This window comes from Chryseobacterium sp., from assembly GCF_008831505.1.
In the GTDB taxonomy this organism is placed as follows: domain Bacteria; phylum Bacteroidota; class Bacteroidia; order Flavobacteriales; family Weeksellaceae; genus Marnyiella.
Genome location: NZ_CP044507.1, coordinates 605,408 through 628,052, shown reverse-complemented (window position 1 = coordinate 628,052; position 22,645 = coordinate 605,408). Strand labels below are relative to the sequence as shown.

The window sequence follows — 22,645 nt, the reverse complement described above, 5'->3', positions numbered from 1 at the left end:
TCCAAAAAAAGTGAGGCCGGCATTTTAACCGGCCTTTTTTGTACTTTTGAATCATGGGTGCAGCAAAAAAGTTTGGTCTGATCGGACAGAATATTTCCTATTCTTTTTCGGGAAAATACTTTACAGAGAAATTCAGGCAGCTCGGTCTGGATAACTATTCATACAAAATATTTGATCTTAATGACCTCGAAAGTTTAAGGCAGTTTTGTGAAAAAGAAAAATTAAGTGGTTTTAACGTCACCATTCCGTTCAAGGAAAAGATCATTCCGCTGCTGGACAGCCTCAGCGAAGAAGCAAAGATGATTGGTGCCGTAAATACTGTTGCAGTCCGGAACGGTCAACTGAAGGGATACAATACCGACGCAGCAGGGTTTGAGGCCACCCTGATGAGGCTGAAACGGGATCATCACCGGTCCGCACTTGTTTTAGGTAATGGAGGTGCAGCTAAAGCGGTTAAATTTGTGCTAAAGCACCATCAAATTCCGTATAATACCGTTTACAGAAAAGGCGCGCTCAATTTCGATACACTTACAGCTGAAGAGGTACAGGCTCATAAGATCATTATACAAACTACCCCAGTGGGTACTTTTCCAAATATTGAGGACTGTTTAAATTTTCCGTTCGATGCCCTGTCCTCTCAACATCTGGTCATAGACCTTATTTACAATCCCTCCCAAACCCTTTTTTTGCGTGAATCTGCCTCAAGGGGCGCCATAACTGCTAACGGGCAGATGATGCTGGAGCAGCAGGCAGAAAAAGCCTGGGAAATTTGGAATAGGGAGGCGTGAACAGGATGATCCACAAACAATCAGTGCACGTTTGAGGTTACCTTTTCTGTGAGTTATAATTTTTGTTTATATTTATTGCACAAAACAGTTGCTGTAAGCAACTGAATCACCATTTAACGAAATATAACTAAAAAAGACTGGCTATGACACCGGAACCATCCCACTCCGAGAACGAAGAAAAAAAACCTGCTGATGTACAACAGCCGGAAACTGTTTCCGAATTACCAACTGAGCCTAACACAGCGACTCCACAGGTCAGTGAAGCAACTGCCGAATCAGGTGTAACTGTACCTGATGTGGAGGTTTCGGCTGAGCAAAGCAGCTCTGGCGAGGAGGAACCTTCCAGTCCCGGTGTTTCCGAAACGCCCGTTGAAGCACCAACAACCGATACTGAACCGATGCCTGTGCAGGAGCCAGAAACCCCCAAACCAGCGACTGGAGCATCAGTAAATAACAATACTGCCACGTCTGAAGAAGAAAATACCGCAGCTGAGAAAAATCAGGAGGAAAGGCACGCTGCTGACGACGAAGTTTCGGGCCTGTCCCTGACGCAAATTTTTGACCGGATGGAAAAGGTCATCAACAGCAAGGATGGCGGAGCGGATTTTAAATTATTTGCCAAACTCCGGGATGAGGCTTCACGAATTATTCATGACGAAACCGAAGAGAAGAAGCAGGAACTGGCATCCGCGGGAAATGGTGAGGAGGACTTCAGCTATGAACATCCTTCCAAAGCGAAACTTTCGGGCCTAAGTAACATTTATCGGGAAAAACAGGACGAATTCCACAGAAAGCAGGAAGAAGAACATGCGAAAAACATGGAAACACGCCAAGCCGTTATTGAACGGTTAAAAAATCTGTATACCAACTCTGAGGTTGGTACCAACTTTTTCCGGGAGATTCGTGAGATTAAGGAGGCCTGGAGCCAGGCCGGACAGGTTCCAAAGTCGGAATTCAAATTACTGAACAATAATTACTTCCACCATCTTAATCAGTTTTACCAGATGCTTGATATGAACAAAGAATATCTGGAACAGGAATATGCTCACAACCTGGAAAAGCGTGAACATATAATTGCCCGCGCCCGGGAACTGGAAAACGAGCCGTCTGTACAGAAAGCACTGAATGAACTGCAGTACCTGCACAAACTTTGGAAAGAAGAGGCAGAACCCGTAGCAGAGGAATTCCGCGAGAAAACCTGGCAGCTGTTTAAGGAAATTTCAAACAGGGTGCACGAACGCCGGGCCGAACTAAGCAGCCAGATAGAAAGTGAGCAAACCGCCAATCTGGAAAAGAAGAACGGCATTATAGAGCAGATTAAGAAACTGGTTCAGCCGGAAAAAGATCCCAATCACAACTATTGGCAAAATGCAATAAAGCAGGTAGAGGAATTGCGTACTGAGTTTCTGAAAACCGGCAGCGTACCTCGCAAGATCTCCAATCAGAACTGGAATGACTTTAAGCAGGTACTTCGCACTTTTAATAACCGTAAGAATGAGTTTTATAAAGGCCTGAAAAACAGTCAGCAGCACAACCTGGATGAAAAACTGAAGCTTATAGAAACGGCTAAGGCGCATATGAACACGGAAGACTGGGAAACCGCGATACCTCTGTTCAAAAAACTGCAGGAAGACTGGAAAAAAATCGGCCACGTACCGCGAAGCATGACCAACAAAGTTTGGGATGAATTCCGAAATGCCTGCAATGTTTTTTTTGAAAATTACCGCGCCAAGAATGATTCAGGCGGTGATAACTGGAAGGAAAACTATAAGAAGAAAAAAGCGTTGCTGGACGAATTGTCTGAAGTGCAGGAAGCTGAAGGCAGCGTGGAAAAAATTGAACAGATCAAAAACAGCTGGAACAGTATCGGCAAAGTTCCCCGTGAGAAATTATCCATCAACACAGATTTTAACAGGGTGCTGAGAGAGAAGATGAAACTCAACAAAATCCACGATTACGACCTGAAAGAGGAGGGTCTATCCGAAAATCAGGTAACCGATAAGGCCAGAAAAATCAAGAACCAAATTGCCGATTTGGAAGCTGAAATTGTTAAACTGGAAAATAATCTTGGTTTCTTCCACAATCCCACGCCGGAAAATCCGTTATTGAAGGATACTTATAAGAAAATCGAAGAAAAGAAATCCCAGCTTGAATCAATGAAGCAAAGCCTTCATCATATGATCACCGGCGAATAATCATTTACAGAAATATTATGCTAAAGAAAACCTTACAAACATTATTCATCTTCGCTGCATTAACCGCATTTGCACAACAGAAGGACAGACTCGGGGTACCGGGGCCGCTCAAACTTGAAACTGCCGACGCTACAGTAGAATATAAGCTTACAAAAAGCAGCGTTAATCCGAAGACCAGAGTGATTACGCAGGAATATCAACCTAAATCCCCTGCCGGTGACCGTGTAATGGTGTCCTTTCATCCTGGTCAAGAAGCTGTGCAAATTTGGGAATTGAAAGCCGAGGAAATTAAAGGTAGTGACGACAAAAAATTATCTGAGGTTGAGATGAACAGTGATGATGAAGGATTTCACAGCATCAAATATCTTTATACAACAGATAAGAAAGCCGAGAGGAGGGAAATCCTGATCGGAAATGTGAATGCCGTAGATGCAAAGTCCAAGGGAAGTTTTGTGATTGAGTATTTCGGTGGTAATCCCGATAAAGAATCAGTTGTAACTAAGCTGCCGGAAATGATTCAGATCAAGCCGGAATATTAAGGCCACCCTATATTTACCAGTAATAACGCTCAACATAAGTTGGGTGTTTTTTATAACCATGAACCACGAATTTTACATACGCAGATGTATTGAGCTGGCCCGGAAAGCCAGCGGACAGACCTACCCTAACCCCTTGGTGGGAAGTGTGATTGTTTCGGATAACCGTATTATCGGCGAGGGCTACCATCACAAAGCCGGCGAAGCACACGCGGAAATCAATGCAATTCATTCCGTTAAGAATCCTGAACTTCTGAAGAACGCAACCATTTATGTTTCACTGGAACCCTGCGCTCATTACGGTCGCACCCCGCCATGCGCGAATGCCATTGTTGAGGCAGGCATTAAAAAAGTGGTGATAGGCGCGCGTGATGCGCATGATAAAGTAGACGGAAAAGGAATACAGATCCTGAAAGAGGGCGGCTGCGCGGTAATTTCCGGTATTCTGGAAGAAGACAGCCGCATACTGAACAGGCGTTTTTTTACTTATCATGAAAAGAAACGTCCGCATATTATCCTGAAATGGGCTCAGTCGGGCGATGGATTCCTGGATCAGGGCTTTACACCGGCGCGTATATCCAACGATCTTGTGAATCAGTTCACCCATCAGCTGCGAGCAGATGAACATGCCATCCTCGTGGGTGCCACTACTGCACTGCGCGACAACCCGGGACTGACAGTAAGGCATATTCCGGGAAACCATCCGGTTAGAATCCTTATAGACCCGCATCTGATTGTTCCGCGGCATCAGAAGATTTATGACGGCGAAGCCCCCACAATTATATTTAATTTTCTTGAAACCGGAACTGAAGATAATTTCAGGCTGATTAAGATACCTGCCGAAAACTTCCTTCAGGCAATGTTGGAAACACTTTACACCCTGGAAATACAGTCGCTGATCGTTGAAGGCGGAAGTTTTACCCTTCAGCAGTTCATAGACGCGGATCTGTGGGACGAAGCCATTCTGATCCGTAATCCAGGCCTGCTTCTGGAATCCGGGACGAAAGCACCCTTGTGGAATGCCCTTCCTGAAAAGAAAGAGATTTACCGTGATAATGTCATTGAATTTTACCGAAATTGATCATGCACAGTTACAATACCCTTCAGCAGCCTGTTGAAGACATCATTCTGAAGGAGAAAGGCAGCCGTTTCATCGGATTTGCGTGGAATGTGCAGAGTGAAGCGGAAATTCGCGAACGCCTGGAAACCCTGAAAGATGAACATCCGAAAGCCACCCATCATTGTTATGCCTATCGGCTTGGCATCAATGGGGAAAAATACCGTGCAAATGATGACGGTGAGCCCTCAGGAAGTGCGGGTCTTCCCATTTACAATCAGTTGCTCGCCCACGGTGTGACTAATATCCTGGTGGTGGTCGTGCGCTACTACGGCGGAACAAAACTTGGAGTTTCGGGTCTGGTGAAGACCTATAAGGAATGTGCAAAAGCCACACTGGAAGCGGGAATTATAATTGCCCGGGAACTGGAATGTGAACTGGACGTTGAATTTCCGTTCGGTCTGCAGAATACTGTGTTCACCCTGCTGAACAGATATGGTGCAAAGATTTTGGATTTCAGGTCAGCAAATTCATGTATGATCACCGCCTCGCTCACGCTCACCCATAAAAAAAACATCTCCGATCAGTTATCGGAGATGCAGCATGTTTCATTTAAGTTCCGGAATTAATCATTACTTCTTCCTCCGGCAAGCATGGATGCGAAGTAAATGAGTTGCGCAAGAGATCCCAGGGCTGCCACCACATAAGTACGTGCTGCCCATTTCAGGCTGTCTTCCGCCCCTGCATACTCTGCATTATTGGCCAGTGTACCCGATGTTTTTAGCCAAACCAAGGCTCTTTTGCTTGCGTCATATTCTACCGGTAAAGTAATAAAGGCAAACGCTGTAGTTACTGCGAATAGAATAACTCCGATCAGTAATACCGTCTTGGAGCCACTCATTGCCATCAACACAATACCAGCCATTAGTACAAACTGCAGCAGTCTGGAGGCAACATTTACCATCGGTACCATCTTGGATCTGAGCTGCAGCATGGAATAACCTACCGCATGCTGAACTGCATGGCCCGTTTCATGAGCTGCAACCGCTGCAGCCGCTGCATTTCGCTGCATATAAACACCTTCCGAAAGGTTAATTGTCTTGTTCATAGGATTGTAATGATCGGTAAGCTGGCCGGGAACCGAAATTACCTGCACATCGTGAATATTACTGTCACGCAGCATTTTCTCTGCAATTTCCTTTCCGGACATCCCGTTCTGGAGATGTACTTTTGAGTAATGCTCAAATTTTGACCGCAAGCGGTTCTGGACGATCATACTGATGATAAATACTACACCAATAATTAAATAATAGGTCATCATAACTTTATCTTTCTATCTGTCTTTTCTGTACCTCTTTTCCTCTAAAAACTATGCCAAATACCAGCATTTTTAACATGCTTTCCGTTATATTTGTTCATCACAAAACAAAGTACGAAAACGATGTCTGAAATCCAGGTGATGGAAGTAAAATCCGGGAAAGAATTAATGGAATTTATCCGCTTCCCGATGGAACTCTACAAAAATAATAAAAATTACGTACCATCCCTCATACAGGGCGAACGGGAGACGTGGGATCCCCGCGAAAATCCTGCATTGGCCTATTGCAAAGCCAAACAGTTTCTGGCCAGGAAAGACGGTAAAACTGTAGGACGGATTGCAGTAATCATCAACGGAAAGGAAAAGGAGGAATTGGGAATCAGCAAAGTACGGTTTGGCTGGATCGATTTTATCAATGACCTAAATGTATCCAGGGCACTTCTGGAGAAAGCAGAAGAATTTGCAAAGGCTAACGGTATTTCAAAAATTGAAGGTCCCATGGGATTTACAAATCTGGACAAGGCCGGAACCCTGACCATGGGTTTTGACAAAATGGCCACAATGATCGGCATTTATAACCATGAATATTATCCAATTCACTTTGAAAAACTGGGCTTGACCAGAGAAAAGGAATGGGTAGAGTATGAAATCGTTTTTCCTGAAGTTTTGCCGGAGAAAGTGGTGAAGTTCAACGAACTGATAAAAGAAAAATACCAACTCCGGGTAATGAAATTCAGGTCGAAGAAGGAATTTCTGCCACTGGTGGACCCTATGTTCAAACTTCTGGATCAAACATACAGCACGCTGTCTACGTACACGCCGCTTACACCGGAACAGGTTCAGAGTTATAAGGATAAGTACTTTTCACTGCTGGATAAGGACTTCATCATCTGCATCGCGGACAAAGATGACAACCTAATTGCTTTTGCAGTTACAATGCCTTCTTATTCCGAGGCTCTTCAAAAGGCCAACGGCCACCTGCTGCCGGTTGGATGGTGGCATTTCCTGCAGGCTGGCAAAAAGAATGAAAGAGCGAACTTTTACCTGATCGGTATCCATCCCGATTACCAGAAGCGGGGGGTAACGTCCATCATTTTCAAGGAGATCTATGACATCTTCAAACGTAAAGGTGTTAAGTACCTGGAAACCAATCCTGAACTGGCAGATAATAAAGCCATACAGCTGCTTTGGCAGGACTATAATCCGGTAAATCATAAACGCCGGGCCACATTTTCAAAATTAGTATAGATAATGAAAAAACAACTTATCATTTACGCAGTTCTCATTGCGGCGTATATCCTTTACAACCGGTTTTTTCAGTTGCAGGATCCGCGGCTCAACGAAATCGTCAATATACTTTTTGCCAGCATACTGTTTCTTTATATCGCTTATCTGGCTTTTCTGGCGCTGAAAAAGATCAGGAATATTTCAAAAAAGTAATTATTTGGAATTATTCTAAATTAGTTCTCTCTTTTTTCTACGCCGGATTATTTATGTTGGTTATATTTCGCCTGTTGCCTATAAATACCTAAATTTGCATCTTGTATTTACCAGGACTAGGTTGTAACTGCGGAAACTGGGGTTTAGGAACCTTCTTCCGCTGTTAATTAAATTTAAAAAATAATTTACATGAGTTTACCTGAATCATATATTCCCATCCTCATACAGGCAGCAGTTGGCCTTGGTTTCGTTTTGCTTTCACTGGCAGGAACCCATTTTCTGGGACCAAAACAGCAAAAATCCAATACCCGTAAAAACGAAAGTTTTGAGTGCGGCATTGAAGTTGAGGGGAATGCAAGAACTCCATTCTCAGTTAAATATTTCCTTACAGCCATTCTCTTTGTTCTGTTTGATATTGAGATCGTTTTCTTCTATCCGTATGCGGTCAATTTCCGCGAATTCGGGATGGAAGGATTTCTGGCAGTACTGATGTTTGTATCCGTTTTCTTTATGGCATTTGTATATGTCTGGAAACGCGGCGCCCTGGACTGGGACAAATAAATTAATTCGCGGGTAAAGTACTTAGGTATTCCCGCGGATATGTTTAACTTTTTAAAGAAATAATTATGTCTGATAATAAACCGGTAATCCGTATGGATGCCCAACCACCTGCAGGACTTGAGGGCGAAGGGTTCTTTGCCACCCAGCTCAGCAGTGTTGTAGGCCTGGCGAGAAAGCACTCACTTTGGCCTTTGCCGTTTGCCACCTCCTGCTGTGGTATTGAATATATGGCTTTCCTGAATCCTACCTACGACGGGTCACGTTTCGGGATGGAAAGAAACTCCTTCTCGCCGCGACATGCTGATATGCTTATGGTGTGCGGAACAATATCCAAGAAGCTGGGCCCTGTTCTTCAGCAGGTATATACACAGATGGCAGAGCCACGCTGGGTAGTCGCTGTGGGAGCCTGCGCGAGCAGTGGAGGAATTTTCGACACGTACTCCGTGTTGCAGGGCATAGATAAAATAATTCCTGTAGATGTTTATGTACCCGGCTGCCCGCCAAGACCGGAGCAGATCATCGAAGGCGTGATGCAGGTGCAGGCACTGGCCGAGAGCGAAAGCATCCGCCGGAGAGATATGCCTGAATATCAAAATCTTCTGGAATCTTACGGAATTAAATAATCTGCCTGAATACAGCAACCCTTCTGAAACCAATTATGACTAACGATTTTGTATTAGATGCGATTAAAAGAGAGTTTCCGGACAGTGTCATTTCTGCTTCTGAACCTTACGGCATGCTGACCCTTGAGATTAAGAAGGAAGACATCAAGAAGGTCATCCACCACCTCAGGGATTCTTCGCTGGATTTTAACTTCCTTACCGATATTTGCGGAATCCACTATCCCGAAGACCATGAAAAAGAGGTTGGTGTCATCTACCATCTGCATAATATGCGTCAGGGAGTACGTGTAAGGCTGAAGGCCTTTACAAAAAGGGAAGGCGCAGAATTCGACTCAGTTACCGACCTTTTTGCAGGAGCCAACTGGATGGAGAGGGAAACTTACGATTTCTACGGATTTAAATTCAAAGGTCATCCTGATTTGCGTGTCATCCTTAATATGGAAGATATTGGGTATCACCCGATGTACAAGGAATACCGCCTGGAAGACGGAACCAGAACAGACAAGGAAGATAAAATGTTCGGCAGATAAATGTTCATGACTTAAAGTCAATATAATGAAAGACAACGCACTATCAAATATAATCACACAGTACGACTCTTCTGAGCATATAGACGGGCAGTTATACACGCTGAATTTGGGACCTACCCACCCGGCTACCCACGGAATTTTTGAGAATGTGCTTACCATGGACGGCGAGCGAATCCTGCACTCCGAACAGACCGTAGGTTACATTCACCGTGCTTTTGAAAAAATATCCGAGAGACGGAATTTCGCTCAGATTACTACCCTCACCGACCGTATGAATTACTGTTCAGCACCCATCAATAATATGGGCTGGCACATGACGGTTGAGAAACTGATTGGCTGCGAGGTTCCAAAACGTGTAGATTATATGCGCGTTATCATGATGGAACTAGCACGTATCGCCGACCATATGGTATGTAACGGTGTTACCGCCATGGATGCCGGAGCGATTACCGGTCTTACCTACCTCTTCCGCGAAAGAGAGGCCATCTATGAAATGTACGAGCAGATCTGCGGTGCCAGAATGACTACCAACATGGGCCGCATTGGGGGATTTGAAAGGGATTTTAACCCAAAATTCCATGAACTTCTGCAAAACTGGCTGAAGAAATTCCCTAAGATCTGGGGCGAATTCTGTGCACTTAACGAAAGAAACAGAATCTTCATGGACCGTACCATCAAGGTAGGTGCAATTTCGGCAGAACGTGCTCTAAGCTACGGTTTTACCGGTCCTAACCTTCGGGCCGCGGGCGTAGATTACGATGTACGTGTTGCAAGTCCGTATTCTTCATATCAGGATTTTGACTTCATCATTCCGGTAGGCAGTGCGGGCGATACTTACGACAGGTTCATGGTGCGCCAGCAGGAAGTTTGGGAAAGTCTGAAAATTATAGAGCAGGCTTATAAAAACCTGCCTGAAGGACCTTTCCACGCTGATGTTCCTGAGTTCTACCTGCCCGAGAAAGCTGAAGTATACAATAATATGGAAGCACTGATCTATCACTTCAAAATTGTGATGGGTGAAACCGATGTTCCGAAAGGTGAAGTCTACCACGCGGTGGAAGGCGGAAACGGCGAACTTGGTTTCTATCTGGTGAGCGATGGCGGCAGAACTCCTTACAGGCTTCACTTCCGCAGACCATGCTTCATCTATTATCAGGCGTACCCCGAAATGATAAAAGGATCCATGATCTCCGATGCCATCGTAACGATGTGTTCAATGAACGTGATCGCCGGCGAACTGGACGCGTAGAAATAATTATCGGCTTTGGATGATGTTTTAAAATGATCCGGACCAATGTAAAAATTGAAATGGTTTAGATTCGATATCTAAAATTAAAAATTTAAAAAAGTGAGCGATACTATAGCTTTCAAACCTGAAACTTTAGAACAGGTTATAAAAATAACCAAAAGATATCCGGAAGGCAAACAGAAATCTGCCCTGATTCCTGTCCTGCACATTGCGCAGAAGGAATTTGGCGGCTGGCTGGATGTTCCCGTTATGGATTATGTAGCGCAGGTGCTTCAGCTGAAACCTATCGAGGTTTACGAAGTTGCGACTTTCTACACCATGTTTAACATGAAACCTGTGGGTAAGTATGTTCTTGAAGTTTGCAGGACAGGTCCCTGTATGGTAAGAGGCAGTGAGAAAATCCTGGATCATATCCGAACAAAACTGAACATCAGCGACGGCGGTACGTCTGCAGACGGCCTTTTCACCTTAAAGCCTGCGGAGTGTCTCGGTGCCTGCGGCTATGCGCCGATGATGCAGTTGGGCAAATTTTATCACGAAAATCTGACCGTTGAAAAAGTAGATGAAATTATTGAATTATGCCGTCAGGGTGCCATTGCGCTGGACTAGAATTCATATTTCAAATCAGTTTTTTCATTAACAATAATCAATGCAGAGTTCTGACTCTGGCAATATAAATAAAATGAGTAAAAAACTTTTACTTAAGGACGCACACATAGAAGGGATTCGCTACTTCGATACTTACCGCAAGCAGGGAGGTTATGAAGCAGTTGAAAAAGCCCTAAAAATGTCATCGGAAGAAATTGTGGAAGCAGTGAAGGCCTCCGGTCTTCGTGGCCGTGGAGGTGCGGGCTTCCCTACCGGACTGAAATGGAGTTTCCTGGCCAAACCGGAAGGCGTACCCAGATATCTGGTAGTTAATGCTGATGAATCCGAACCGGGAACCTTTAAGGACAGATACCTTATGGAATTCCTGCCACATATCCTTATTGAGGGAATGATAATCTCTTCCTTTGCTTTGGGTGCCAACACAGCTTACATCTACATACGCGGCGAATATTCCTGGATTCCGGACATTCTGGAGGAAGCTATTGAAGAAGCCAGAAACAACGGATTTTTAGGCAAGAACATCCTGGGTACCGGTTTCGACTGTGAAATTTATGTTCAGCGTGGTGCAGGAGCTTACATCTGCGGTGAAGAAACCGCCCTATTGGAATCTCTGGAAGGTAAAAGAGGAAATCCGCGTCTGAAACCACCTTTCCCTGCTGTAAAAGGTCTTTGGGAAAGTCCGACTGTAGTGAATAATGTAGAAACAATTGCAGCAGTAGTCCCAATCATCAACATCGGCGCAGCGGAGTATGCCAAGATCGGTGTGGGTAAATCTACCGGTACAAAACTGATCTCTGCCTGCGGTAACATCAACAAACCGGGGGTTTACGAAATTGACATGACGATCACTGTAGAGGAATTTATTTATTCTGATGAATACTGTGGCGGCATACCTAACGGAAAGAAACTCAAGGCCTGTATCCCGGGCGGAAGCTCCGTTCCCATCCTGCCGGCTAACCTGATGCTGAAAACCATCAACGGTGAACCACGACTGATGAATTACGAATCCCTGTCCGATGGCGGATTCGCTACAGGAACCATGATGGGTTCCGGCGGTTTCGAAGTATTGGATGAAGACCAGTGCATTGTAGAGCACACGATGACATTAGCGCGCTTCTACGCGCACGAAAGCTGTGGTCAGTGTACACCTTGCCGCGAAGGAACACCGTGGATGTATAAGATCCTGAAAAAAATAAACAGTGGCGAAGGAAGAATGGAAGACATTGATCTTCTGTGGGACGTTCAGAGAAAGATTGAAGGAAACACCATCTGCCCGCTTGGAGATGCAGCTGCTTGGCCTGTTGCCGCGGCCATACGTCATTTCCGCGATGAATTTGAGTGGCATATCAACAATCCTGAGCTTGCCCAGACTCAGAATTACGGTCTGGCCGGATATGCAGACCCAATTCCGGTACCTGCCGCCAATATATAAACGCGGGTCCACCAGCGGAATTTTTAAATCGCAAATACCCCTTACAGGGACAATATAGCCCAATGAGCAGGCTTAAAGCTGATAAATATGAGCACAGAAATTAAAAAATTCAAGATAACCATAGACGGACAGACTACTGAAGTTATGCCCGGCACTTCTATACTGGAAGCCGCCAGACAGATCGGTGGCAAATCCGTTCCCCCGGCCATGTGCTACTACAAACCGCTGGAAAGCAGTGGAGGTCGTTGCCGTACCTGCCTGGTGGAAGTTTCCAAAGGCTCCGAATCGGATCCGCGCCCGATGCCCAAACTTGTAGCCAGCTGCCGTACAGGCGTGATGGACGGGATGGAAGTTAAGAACCTGACCTCGGAAAAAACTCAGGAAGGCCGTAAAGCCGTAACCGAATTTTTACTTGTAAATCATCCGCTGGACTGCCCTATCTGTGACCAGGCCGGCGAATGCCACCTTCAGGATCTTGGCTATGAGCATGGAGTTCAGGCTACACGTACTGATTTTGAAAGAAGAACATTTGAACCGGAAGATATCGGTCCTTATATAAAACTTCACATGAACCGCTGCATCCTGTGTGCAAGATGTGTACTGGCTGCCAATCAGCTTACCGAAGAAAGGGAGCACGGCATCCTGTTCCGCGGCGACCATGCTGAAATTTCAACTTACCTGAACAAAGCTTTGGACAATGACTTCATCGGTAATGTAATTGACGTTTGTCCGGTGGGAGCACTTACCGACAGAACTGCGCGATTTGCAAGCCGTGTGTGGTTCACCAAACCGATGAATGCTACCTGCAACTGCGGTAAATGTGCCGGAAAAGCGGTGCTTTGGATGAAGGGAGATGAGATCGTACGTGTTACAGCCAGGAAAGACCAGTATGACGAGGTGGAAGACTGGATCTGTAACGAATGCCGTTTCGAACGTAAAGACCTTTCGCAGTGGACTATCGAAGGTCCGCGCCATATTTCGCGCCACTCGGTAATCTCGCTGAACCACTATCAGAAGCCTGCCGACGAGCATACCCTGCTTAACAATTCGCATGCAAAGGAAATAAGTACAGCCGACGATCAGAGAACAGAAAAATAATAAATTGTGGGAAAGGGATTCTGAACATCCCAACATTTGAACATTTTTTATGGAATTAATCACTTTTAAAATTATACTGGTACTAGCATTATTTGCTGTATCACTGGGAATAGCAGCTTATTCTACCTGGGGCGAGCGTAAACTTGCCGCTGTTCTTCAGGACCGTATCGGTCCGAACAGAGCCGGACCTTTCGGTTTGCTGCAGCCACTGGCCGATGGCGGTAAACTTTTCTTTAAGGAAGGATTTATTCCGGCAGGTGCCGAGAAGTTCCTTTTCATACTGGGACCGTCCATCACAATGTTTATCGCTCTGGTTACCGGAGCAGTGATTCCCTGGGGGAATACACTTAACATCGGTGGCGAGTCCTTCAGTCTTCAGATTGCAAATATCGACGTAGGTGTGCTGTTCCTGATTGGAATGGTTTCCATAGGTGTTTACGGCATGATGATCGGTGGCTGGGCCTCCAACAATAAATATTCACTTATAGGAGCCATACGCGCCTCGTCGCAGATGATTTCATACGAACTTGCCATGGGTCTTTCCCTACTTTCCATCATTATGATGAGCGGTAGTTTGGATCTTAACAAAATTGTAATGGACCAGGGTTCAGGTAAACTTTGGGGACTGTTTGCCGTAGACGGTTTCAACTGGAACATCCTCTATCAGCCTCTGGCATTCATCATCTTCTTCGTAGCTGCAATGGCAGAGACCAACCGTCACCCTTTCGATTTACCGGAATGTGAATCCGAACTTGTAAACGGTTATATGACGGAATATTCTTCCATGAACTTCGGAATGTACATGTTCGGTGAATATGTGAATATGTTCATCTCCAACGCACTGATAGCGACGCTGTTCTTTGGTGGATTCAACTATCCGGGAATGGGTTGGGTAGCCGAAAACTGGGGCGAAAACGTGGCCGGGATCCTGAGCATTGTCTCCATACTGTCCAAAGCGATCATCGGTATTATGATATTTATGTGGATAAGATGGACCATCCCGAGATTCCGTTATGACCAGCTGATGCATTTAGGTTGGAAAACTTTAATTCCGCTGGCATTGCTCAATCTTGTGATTACCGGAGCTGTAATCCTACTTTTTGGAAATTAGAGAGTTTGAAAATTTGATTTTCAAATATTAATAAGAAATTTAGTTAAATGAAACTTACAAACAGGTCAAAAGTTGTTTCGAATAAGAAAATGACCTTCATGGAAAAGCTATACCTTCCGGAAATCGCGAAGGGCATGTTCATCACTTTGAGGCATGCAATAGAAGGACCTAAAGGCAAGGTATTTTCCTATCCGGAGGTAGAAAAACCCAGAGCTAAGGTATGGCGCGGACTTCATGTACTGAAACGTGATGAGGAAGGACGCGAAAGATGTACCGCCTGCGGACTGTGTGCCGTAGCCTGCCCGGCAGAAGCCATAACCATGACGGCGGCTGAAAGAACCAGAGAAGAAAAAGATCTTTACCGCGAAGAGAAATATGCCGCTGTGTACGAAATAAATATGCTGCGCTGTATTTTTTGTGGAATGTGCGAAGAAGCCTGTCCAAAGTCTGCGATCTACCTCACCGACCGTCTGGTAGATGTTGAAACGAACAGAGGCTCCTTCATCTATGGTAAAGACAAATTGGTGGAAGATGTGAATAACAGAATTGACATCACGGACCGACAGTCTGAACTTCAAAAAAAGGCAGTGAAATAATATGGAACAGATTTTATTTTTCATCGTTGCTGCCATAGCAGTAATCAGTGCCGGCTATTTCGTTTTTGCCCGAAATCCTATGTATGCGCTTCTGTCGCTTATCGTAACCATGTTTTCGATTGCAGGAATGTATGTTTTGCTGAATGCTCAGTTCCTGGGCATTGTTCAGGTAATCGTTTATGCGGGCGCCATCATGGTACTTTTCCTTTACATCCTAATGATGCTGAACCTGAATAAGGAAGATGAAAGCCGTAAGCAGAATACACTTAAATTTATCGGCGTCTTCAGTGCAGGTATACTGCTCGTAGGTATGCTGGGAGCTTTCCGCGGATTCAATGAGGAAATTCTTGCTTCCCCGGATATTGATTACTCTGTAGGTCTGACCAAAAATCTGGGAAGACTATTGTTTAACGAATATGTAGTTCCGTTTGAACTTGCCTCCATCCTGATTCTTGCAGGTATTGTAGGAGCTGTTCTTATTGGTAAGAAAGATATCTAATATTATGGGAGAAGTGAATACTTTTATACAGACGGTACCGCTCAATTACTTCGTAATTTTGTGTACACTGCTCTTCAGCCTTGGTGTGTTGGGCGTCCTGCTCCGCAAAAATGCCATTATCATCCTCGGATGTGTGGAACTTATGCTTAATTCGGTAAACCTTTTACTGGCTGCATTTTCCAGTTATATGGGCGACGGTCACGGACAGATCCTGGTATTTTTTATCATGGTCGTTGCTGCCGCGGAAGTGGCTGTAGGTCTGGCCATCATTGCGATGATGTACAGAAACACGAAATCAGTGGATGTCAGTATTTTTAACAAATTAAGAGGATAAACGATGATGGAAAACTTGATTTTTGCAATTATACTCTTACCCTTAGCCGGCTTTCTGATCAACGGACTTTTCGGAAAACAGCTGCCAAAAAACGTGGTTGGCGGGATAGCTTCCCTGGCTGTTTTTGCTTCTTTCTGCATTGGTCTGTATCTCTTCCTGAATTTTGACAAGGACTCTCAGCCCATAATTGTACGGGCCTTCGAGTGGTTCCGCATCAATGGTATCCAGATCAACTTCAGCTTCCAGATAGACCAGCTGTCACTGATGATGATTATGATCATTACCGGAATCGGCTCGCTTATCCATCTGTACTCCATTGGTTACATGCATACTGATAAAGGTTTCCACAGGTTTTTTGCCTACCTGAACCTTTTTGTCTTTATGATGCTACTTCTTGTAATGGGAAGCAACTATGTGATCCTGTTTATCGGTTGGGAAGGTGTAGGACTCTGCTCTTACCTGTTAATTGGCTTCTGGTTTAAAAACAAGGAGTACGGGAAAGCTGCCAGAAAAGCATTTATAATGAACCGCATCGGTGACCTGGGTCTACTGATGGGTATATTTATGATCGCCTTTCACACCAATGCTTTGGATTACCTTTCCGTAGCTCAAAACGCATCTAAGTTTGAAGCAGACGGGTCTGTCATCATTTTCATATGTGCAGCTCTTTTCATAGGTGCTGTCGGAAAATCTGCCCAGGTTCCATTATATACCTGGTTGCCTGACGCCATGGCCGGGCCTACACCGGTTTCAGCATTAATTCACGCAGCTACCATGGTAACTGCCGGTGTATATCTGGTATTCCGTTCAAACTTCCTTTATGTATTGGCACCTACTGTGATGGACGGTATCCTCTTCATTGGTTTGCTTACAGCTTTCCTGGCTGCATTTTATGCCATGAGGCAGAACGACATCAAGAAAGTTCTGGCCTACTCCACGGTTTCACAGCTTGGGTTTATGTTTGTGGCTTTGGGTGTAGGTGCTTATACAGCTGCTATGTTCCACCTGATGACACATGCTTTCTTCAAAGCACTGCTTTTCCTTGGTTCAGGTTCAGTAATCCATGCAATGAGCGGTGAACAGGATATGCGTTTCATGGGCGGACTGAAGGACAAGATAAAAATCACTCATATCAACTTTCTGATCGGAACCTTCGCCATTGCCGGGATGCCCTTTTTCTCCGGTATGATCTCAAAAGATGAAATCCTTGTAGCCGCGTGGGCTAAAGGACCTGTTTTCTGGGTGATCCTTTTCCTGATTGCAGCGATGACCGCTACCTATATGTTCAGACTTTATTACCTGACCTTCCATGGTGAGTTCCGTGGCAGTGAAGAGCAGAAACATCATCTGCACGAAAGCCCGCTGAACATGACACTGCCGCTTATGGTATTGGCTGTACTATCGGTTATTGGTGGTCTTATAAACCTGCCGCACATCATCGCTCACGGCGACTATTCAAAACTGCAGCAATGGCTGAGTCCCTTACTTTCCGAAGATATCAAAAGCCAGCGGGAAGCCAACCTGCAGGGAATAACCCTTACTACAGAACTGATTTTGTTAGGTCTTACGGTGGCTATGTTCTTCATAGTTTGGTTTCTGGTAAGGAACAGGTATGTTGTGAAACGCCACCTTCCGGTTCCCGAAGAGAAATACACTGGCTGGGAGAAACTGTCTGCCAGAAAATTATATGTCGACGAACTTTATAACGCGCTGATCGTAAGGACTACTGAAGGTTTCGGACGTGCAGGCAAAATGTTCGACAACAATGTCCTGGACAGGCTGGTAAACTTCATTGGCGAAGGTGCTGAAGACAGCGGTAAAGCCATGAAGAGGCTCCAAAACGGTAATGTAGAGAATTATGTACTGGTCATGTCCCTGGCTGTAGGAATAATTTTGATTGTTAACTTTTTTATCCAATAATAATGTCGTACCATCTATTAGCATTATTACTTATACCCCTAATCGGTTCAGCACTGCTGTTTGCCTTCAAAGGTAAGGCCGGTAAATATCTCGCCTTCGGGACTGCAATTGTTCAGATGTTGGTTACGTTTGCCATACTTTACTCCTTTGACACCAAACCTACGGTAGACAGCGTACTGCAGCACGAAATCAACGAGGCCTGGTTTGTCTCCATAAAAAGCAAACTCCATTTCGGTATAGACGGGATGAGTATGCTGATGCTGATGCTTACCAACATCCTTTCACCACTAATCATCCTGTCCTCATTCAACGAGAAAACTTTATACAGAAATTCTTTCTATGCGCTGATCCTGCTTATGCAGTTTGGTCTTGTAGGGGTTTTCACCGCTTTGGACGGACTTCTATTCTATATCTTTTGGGAAGTAACGCTTATTCCAATCTGGCTCATCGCAGGGCTTTGGGGTCAGGAAAACAAAAGGTTTGAATTTACAACAAAGTTCTTCGTATACACCTTTGTTGGATCGCTGTTTATGCTGGCCGGATTCATCTACGTTTACAATTACTCGGCATCATTTGCACTGACGGATATGTATAATGCCGACCTGAACCTTACTCAGCAAACGGTAGTCTTCTGGTTTATCTTCTTCGCATTTGCGGTAAAACTGCCGGTTTTCCCATTCCATACCTGGCAGCCTGACACCTATACATTTTCGCCCACGCAGGGAACCATGCTGCTTGCAGGTATTATGCTGAAAATGGCTGTGTACGGAGTACTCAGATATCTGCTACCGGTTACACCCGAGGCTGTGGCAGGCATCTCCGGTGCCATTGTCATTATGCTGGCCATAATAGGCGTACTTCACGGAGCACTTATCGCACTCATTCAAAATGATTCCAAAAGGATCCTCGCATATTCCTCATTTTCACATGTAGGCCTCATGCTGGCGGGGATATTTGCATCAGCAATGCTGGTAATGAAGGGTACCTTTACTACTGAAGGTGGTACCGGTGCAATGGTTCAGGCCTTCGCACACGGTATCAATGTGGTGGCACTCTTCTATTGTGCCGACATCCTTTATAAAAGATTCAAAACCCGCGACATCCGTCAGATGGGTGGTCTTGCACGTGTTGCACCCCGGTTTGCCGTACTATTCCTCATCGTTATCTTAGGTTCTGTAGGGTTACCGCTTACAAACGGTTTCATTGGTGAATTTATCCTACTGAAATCCATATTCGATTTCAGTGTGATGGCCGCTATCGTTGCAGGTATTACCATCATACTGGCTGCTGCTTATCTTTTCAGATTTTATGGCAGAGCGATGTTCACCAACGGAGATGATGCGGTTCTGGCGACTGCAAAAGACCTTTCCGATGTGGAATTTGCAGTTCTGGCCAGTTTAGCCGGTATGGTTATCCTTTTCGGTGTGTATCCCCAACCGGTAATTGAAATGGTGAGTAGTTCATTGAAGTTCATCTACCAGTCCATGGTAAATTAATTTGATAATAAAGAAATGAGTGTATTAGTAATTATATTTCTCACAGCGGTTGTAGCCCTGTTTTCGGGAGTCTTTAACCAGGGTAAACTGGCCAGGTATATTGGGATTGCCGGATTGCTGGCGGCCCTGTATGTATCTTATCTGCCGGAAGCTCAGTTCTTCAGCCAGTACCGGGCAATGTACGAGTTTGGACCCAACAGTGCGCTGTTCAGCAAAATTTCAATTGTCATCACGCTTCTGCTGTTTTTTCTGGGTGGATTTTCATTCAGCAATCACCGCAGCCACCAGTCGGAGCTGTACGCACTGATGCTCTTTGCTCTTTCCGGTGCTGTTGTGCTTTTCGGATATCAGAATCTGGTAACTCTCTTCCTGGGTATTGAAATCCTGTCCATTCCCCTTTATGTAATGGCCGGGGCCAGCAAGACCAATCTTCGTTCCAACGAAGCCTCTTTAAAATATTTCCTGATGGGCTGCTTTGCCACCGGTTTCCTTTTGTTCGGTATCACGCTCGTTTACGGAACCGCAGGTAGTTTCGACCTTTATACAATCCATGCTTATGCACTGCAATTCCCAAAAGATGCAATGCTGATCATGGGTATGATTCTGATGCTTTGTGCAATGGCCTTCAAAGTGGCTCTGGCACCTTTCCATATGTGGAGTCCTGACGTGTACCAGGGATCTCCCTCACTGATCACCACCTTCATGATGAGCGTTGTTAAGATTGCCGGGTTCTATGCGCTTTTCAGACTGATGACAATCGCATTTGCAGGTGTTTATGACGAGTGGGTGAATATATTAGGTGTCTTCCTGATCATCACTCTGTTCCTCGCCAATGTAATGGCTCTGGCCCAGAGCAATGCCAAGCGTATGCTGGCCTATTCTTCCGTTTCTCATGCGGGTTATATAGCCCTGATCTTCTTCGGCATGAATAATATGTCTACCTACAATCTCGCCTTCTACCTGTTTGCCTATGCCCTGGCTTCTGTAGGAGTGATGATGAGTCTGATTTGGGTAGAGAAATTGAAACGCGAAACTTCCTATGCAGCCTTTAAAGGTCTGGCTAAATCTGAACCATTGCTGGCTACAGTGGCTGCGATTTCAATGCTGTCTATGGCAGGTATCCCGCTTACTGCCGGATTTATGGGTAAGTTTTCTCTGTTTGCACAGGCTATGAACGGTGCAGCATTTCTTGTGCTCGTGGCGGTGCTGGGTTCAGCAATATCGATTGCTTACTACCTGCGTTTGATCATCGCTATGTTCTTCTTCACCGAAAGCAGCTTCAAGACCACTGAAAAAGTTACTTTAACTTATAATATCCTGGCTGTCTTCGTAATCGTTGCCATTGTAGCCCTGGGTGTTTATCCGGATCTTTTTGCCATGCAGTTTGGTCTTTAGTCTACAAAAAACAACAAAAATATAAAGCGCAGCTCAGAGGAGCTGCGCTCTTTGTTTTTGAACAATTTATATTATTTAACTTTTATTTGCGAACGTACAGTAACGCCTAACTTTAGATCAGCATTCAAATTAAATGATGTAAACCCTTCGGAATTCCTGAAGGCTTTTTTCAGTCCAAACAATTTCAATTGAAATTTTCAATCAACACGAATTGAAGTGCAAACGGTATTATACCGCTAATTGTTTTTAAATCAGCAAATAAAGTGGTAATTTTAAAAACAATCTTTTAAACAATTTTAATATGAGTACAAAAATTTATGACAGAGTTGAACTGAAAGAAAGATATGAAAACTACATTAACGGCACCTGGACGCCACCGGCAAGCGGAAAATATTTTGACGTAATAACACCTTTGGACGGGACCGTGATGAGCCAGGCCGCCCATTCCAATGAGCAGGATCTGGAAATGGCCGTTAACGCAGCCGAAGCTGCATTTACGGATTGGGGTAAAACGTCCGTTACCGAAAGAAGTATTATTCTGAATAAGATAGCGGACCGGATGGAAGAAAATCTGGAAAAGATCGCGGTGGTGGAAACCATGGACAATGGAAAACCGATACGGGAAACACTTAATGCTGATATACCTCTGGCAATTGATCATTTCAGATATTTTGCGGGTGTAATCCGCGCCGAGGAAGGGTCACTTATGGAACTGGACAGTAATACTGTCTCCCTGATCGTGAATGAGCCCCTGGGTGTAGTTGCTCAGATCATCCCCTGGAATTTCCCAATTCTTATGGCAGTATGGAAGATAGCCCCGGCACTGGCTGCGGGCAACTGTGTGGTCTTAAAACCAGCCGAAAACACTCCTATTTCTATTCTCGTACTGATGGAGCTTATAGGAGATCTGCTGCCACCTGGCGTTCTGAACGTGGTGAATGGTTTTGGCGGTGAACTGGGACACGCGTTGGTAACCAACAAAAAAGTGGCTAAAGCAGCCTTCACAGGTTCTACAGCGACAGGGAGAATGGTGATGCAGTATGCGACCGAAAACATCATTCCCGTCACTTTGGAACTTGGAGGCAAATCACCGAACGTATTTTTCGAGTCTGTAATGGATGAAGATGATGCCTTTTTCGACAAAGCCCTGGAAGGTGCGGCCCTCTTTGCTTTAAACCAGGGGGAAATCTGTACATGTCCGTCCAGGTTACTAATTCAGGAAAGCATTTACGATAAGTTTATAGAGAGGGTTGTAGAGAGAGTGAAAGCCATTAAAGCAGGGAATCCTCTGGACACTTCAACAATGATTGGAGCACAGGCTTCAAAAATTCAGTACGATAAGATCCTCAATTATATAAAACTCGGTCAGGAAGAAGGTTGTGAAGTTCTTTCCGGTGGAGATGCCAACAAACTGGGAGGAGAATTAGAGAATGGATATTACGTTCAGCCTACACTGCTTAAAGGTCATAATAAGATGAGAGTCTTCCAGGAAGAAATCTTCGGACCTGTTCTGGCGGTAACTACGTTCAAGGATGAGGCAGAAGCAATCGCGATAGCCAACGATACAATGTACGGTTTGGGTGCAGGCGTTTGGACGCGTGATGCTCACCAACTGTACCAGGTTCCCAGAGCGATCCAGGCGGGAAGAGTTTGGGTAAACCAATATCATTCCTATCCTGCGGGTGCACCTTTTGGAGGATATAAGCAGTCCGGTATTGGTAGGGAAAACCATAAGATGATGCTCGATCATTACCGTCAGACCAAGAATATGCTTATTTCATACAGCAAAGAAAAATTAGGGTTCTTCTAATTAACAAATGGCGGATTTGCATAAAAAATCCGCCTTTCTTTGCTTAAA

Annotated in this window: 23 protein-coding genes; 22 read left to right on the top strand and 1 reads right to left on the bottom strand. The window is 44.9% G+C overall.

Features of this window, described 5'->3' with window-relative positions; genetic code table 11:
* The first annotated feature begins 53 nt into the window (after positions 1–53).
* The 5 genes from F7R58_RS02965 to F7R58_RS02945 all read left to right on the top strand — a co-directional run bounded on the left by F7R58_RS02965 (position 54) and on the right by F7R58_RS02945 (position 5,205).
* Positions 54–788 (top strand): shikimate dehydrogenase family protein, encoded by a 735-nt coding sequence (locus F7R58_RS02965; RefSeq protein ID WP_158063472.1) that lies wholly within the window; start codon positions 54–56, stop codon positions 786–788.
* Between the two features lie 398 nt (positions 789–1,186).
* Positions 1,187–2,983 (top strand): DUF349 domain-containing protein, encoded by a 1,797-nt coding sequence (locus F7R58_RS02960; RefSeq protein WP_410493614.1) that lies wholly within the window; start codon positions 1,187–1,189, stop codon positions 2,981–2,983.
* A gap of 17 nt (positions 2,984–3,000) precedes the next feature.
* Positions 3,001–3,522 carry a hypothetical protein gene (locus tag F7R58_RS02955; protein WP_158063470.1) on the top strand — a complete coding sequence of 174 codons (522 nt, stop codon included), beginning with the start codon at positions 3,001–3,003 and terminating at the stop codon, positions 3,520–3,522.
* Between the two features lie 58 nt (positions 3,523–3,580).
* The gene (ribD, locus tag F7R58_RS02950) at positions 3,581–4,600 is read left to right on the top strand and encodes a bifunctional diaminohydroxyphosphoribosylaminopyrimidine deaminase/5-amino-6-(5-phosphoribosylamino)uracil reductase RibD (RefSeq protein WP_158063469.1); all 1,020 of its coding nucleotides are present in this window, start codon (positions 3,581–3,583) and stop codon (positions 4,598–4,600) included.
* Between the two features lie 2 nt (positions 4,601–4,602).
* Entirely contained in the window at positions 4,603–5,205 is a 603-nt protein-coding gene (locus tag F7R58_RS02945; protein WP_158063468.1) for an IMPACT family protein, read from the top strand.
* On the opposite strand, the gene F7R58_RS02940 is transcribed toward F7R58_RS02945, so the two are convergent.
* Entirely contained in the window at positions 5,202–5,894 is a 693-nt protein-coding gene (locus F7R58_RS02940) for a zinc metallopeptidase (RefSeq protein ID WP_158065360.1), read from the bottom strand. The two genes, F7R58_RS02945 and F7R58_RS02940, sit on opposite strands and share 4 nt — an antisense overlap.
* Positions 5,895–6,017: 123 nt before the next feature.
* Between F7R58_RS02940 and F7R58_RS02935 the strand changes: the two genes are divergently transcribed.
* From F7R58_RS02935 to F7R58_RS02855, 17 genes are all read left to right on the top strand, one after another.
* Positions 6,018–7,142, top strand: coding sequence for a GNAT family N-acetyltransferase (locus F7R58_RS02935; protein ID WP_158063467.1), 1,125 nt, complete (start codon positions 6,018–6,020; stop codon positions 7,140–7,142).
* A gap of 3 nt (positions 7,143–7,145) precedes the next feature.
* Positions 7,146–7,334, top strand: a complete 189-nt coding sequence (locus F7R58_RS02930; protein WP_158063466.1) for a hypothetical protein — start codon at positions 7,146–7,148, stop codon at positions 7,332–7,334.
* A 189-nt stretch (positions 7,335–7,523) separates the two neighbouring features.
* Positions 7,524–7,895 carry an NADH-quinone oxidoreductase subunit A gene (locus F7R58_RS02925; RefSeq protein ID WP_158063465.1) on the top strand — a complete coding sequence of 124 codons (372 nt, stop codon included), beginning with the start codon at positions 7,524–7,526 and terminating at the stop codon, positions 7,893–7,895.
* A 65-nt stretch (positions 7,896–7,960) separates the two neighbouring features.
* Positions 7,961–8,518: an NADH-quinone oxidoreductase subunit B gene (locus tag F7R58_RS02920; RefSeq protein ID WP_158063464.1), complete on the top strand. Its 558-nt coding sequence runs from the start codon at positions 7,961–7,963 to the stop codon at positions 8,516–8,518.
* Positions 8,519–8,553: 35 nt separating this feature from the next.
* Positions 8,554–9,048 carry an NADH-quinone oxidoreductase subunit C gene (locus F7R58_RS02915; protein ID WP_158063463.1) on the top strand — a complete coding sequence of 165 codons (495 nt, stop codon included), beginning with the start codon at positions 8,554–8,556 and terminating at the stop codon, positions 9,046–9,048.
* A gap of 25 nt (positions 9,049–9,073) precedes the next feature.
* A complete protein-coding gene (locus F7R58_RS02910; RefSeq protein ID WP_158063462.1) occupies positions 9,074–10,297 on the top strand; it encodes an NADH-quinone oxidoreductase subunit D in 1,224 nt (407 codons plus the stop codon).
* A gap of 99 nt (positions 10,298–10,396) precedes the next feature.
* A complete protein-coding gene (gene nuoE, locus F7R58_RS02905) occupies positions 10,397–10,906 on the top strand; it encodes a complex I 24 kDa subunit family protein (RefSeq protein WP_158063461.1) in 510 nt (169 codons plus the stop codon).
* Positions 10,907–10,979: 73 nt separating this feature from the next.
* The gene (gene nuoF, locus F7R58_RS02900; protein ID WP_158063460.1) at positions 10,980–12,338 is read left to right on the top strand and encodes an NADH-quinone oxidoreductase subunit NuoF; all 1,359 of its coding nucleotides are present in this window, start codon (positions 10,980–10,982) and stop codon (positions 12,336–12,338) included.
* An 87-nt stretch (positions 12,339–12,425) separates the two neighbouring features.
* Positions 12,426–13,436, top strand: coding sequence for a 2Fe-2S iron-sulfur cluster-binding protein (locus F7R58_RS02895; RefSeq protein WP_158063459.1), 1,011 nt, complete (start codon positions 12,426–12,428; stop codon positions 13,434–13,436).
* A gap of 49 nt (positions 13,437–13,485) precedes the next feature.
* Positions 13,486–14,547 (top strand): NADH-quinone oxidoreductase subunit NuoH, encoded by a 1,062-nt coding sequence (nuoH, locus tag F7R58_RS02890; RefSeq protein ID WP_158063458.1) that lies wholly within the window; start codon positions 13,486–13,488, stop codon positions 14,545–14,547.
* A gap of 47 nt (positions 14,548–14,594) precedes the next feature.
* Complete coding sequence (locus F7R58_RS02885; protein WP_158063457.1) at positions 14,595–15,143, top strand: NuoI/complex I 23 kDa subunit family protein; 549 nt, start codon at positions 14,595–14,597, stop codon at positions 15,141–15,143.
* 1 nt (position 15,144) lies between these two features.
* Positions 15,145–15,642: an NADH-quinone oxidoreductase subunit J gene (locus tag F7R58_RS02880; RefSeq protein ID WP_158063456.1), complete on the top strand. Its 498-nt coding sequence runs from the start codon at positions 15,145–15,147 to the stop codon at positions 15,640–15,642.
* Between the two features lie 4 nt (positions 15,643–15,646).
* The gene (gene nuoK / locus F7R58_RS02875) at positions 15,647–15,976 is read left to right on the top strand and encodes an NADH-quinone oxidoreductase subunit NuoK (RefSeq protein ID WP_158063455.1); all 330 of its coding nucleotides are present in this window, start codon (positions 15,647–15,649) and stop codon (positions 15,974–15,976) included.
* Positions 15,977–15,982: 6 nt separating this feature from the next.
* A complete protein-coding gene (nuoL, locus tag F7R58_RS02870; RefSeq protein ID WP_158065358.1) occupies positions 15,983–17,896 on the top strand; it encodes an NADH-quinone oxidoreductase subunit L in 1,914 nt (637 codons plus the stop codon).
* A gap of 2 nt (positions 17,897–17,898) precedes the next feature.
* Positions 17,899–19,392, top strand: a complete 1,494-nt coding sequence (locus tag F7R58_RS02865; RefSeq protein WP_158063454.1) for a NuoM family protein — start codon at positions 17,899–17,901, stop codon at positions 19,390–19,392.
* 15 nt (positions 19,393–19,407) lie between these two features.
* Complete coding sequence (locus tag F7R58_RS02860) at positions 19,408–20,787, top strand: NADH-quinone oxidoreductase subunit N (RefSeq protein ID WP_158063453.1); 1,380 nt, start codon at positions 19,408–19,410, stop codon at positions 20,785–20,787.
* 301 nt (positions 20,788–21,088) lie between these two features.
* A complete protein-coding gene (locus tag F7R58_RS02855; RefSeq protein WP_158063452.1) occupies positions 21,089–22,597 on the top strand; it encodes an aldehyde dehydrogenase family protein in 1,509 nt (502 codons plus the stop codon).
* Positions 22,598–22,645: the final 48 nt, after the last annotated feature.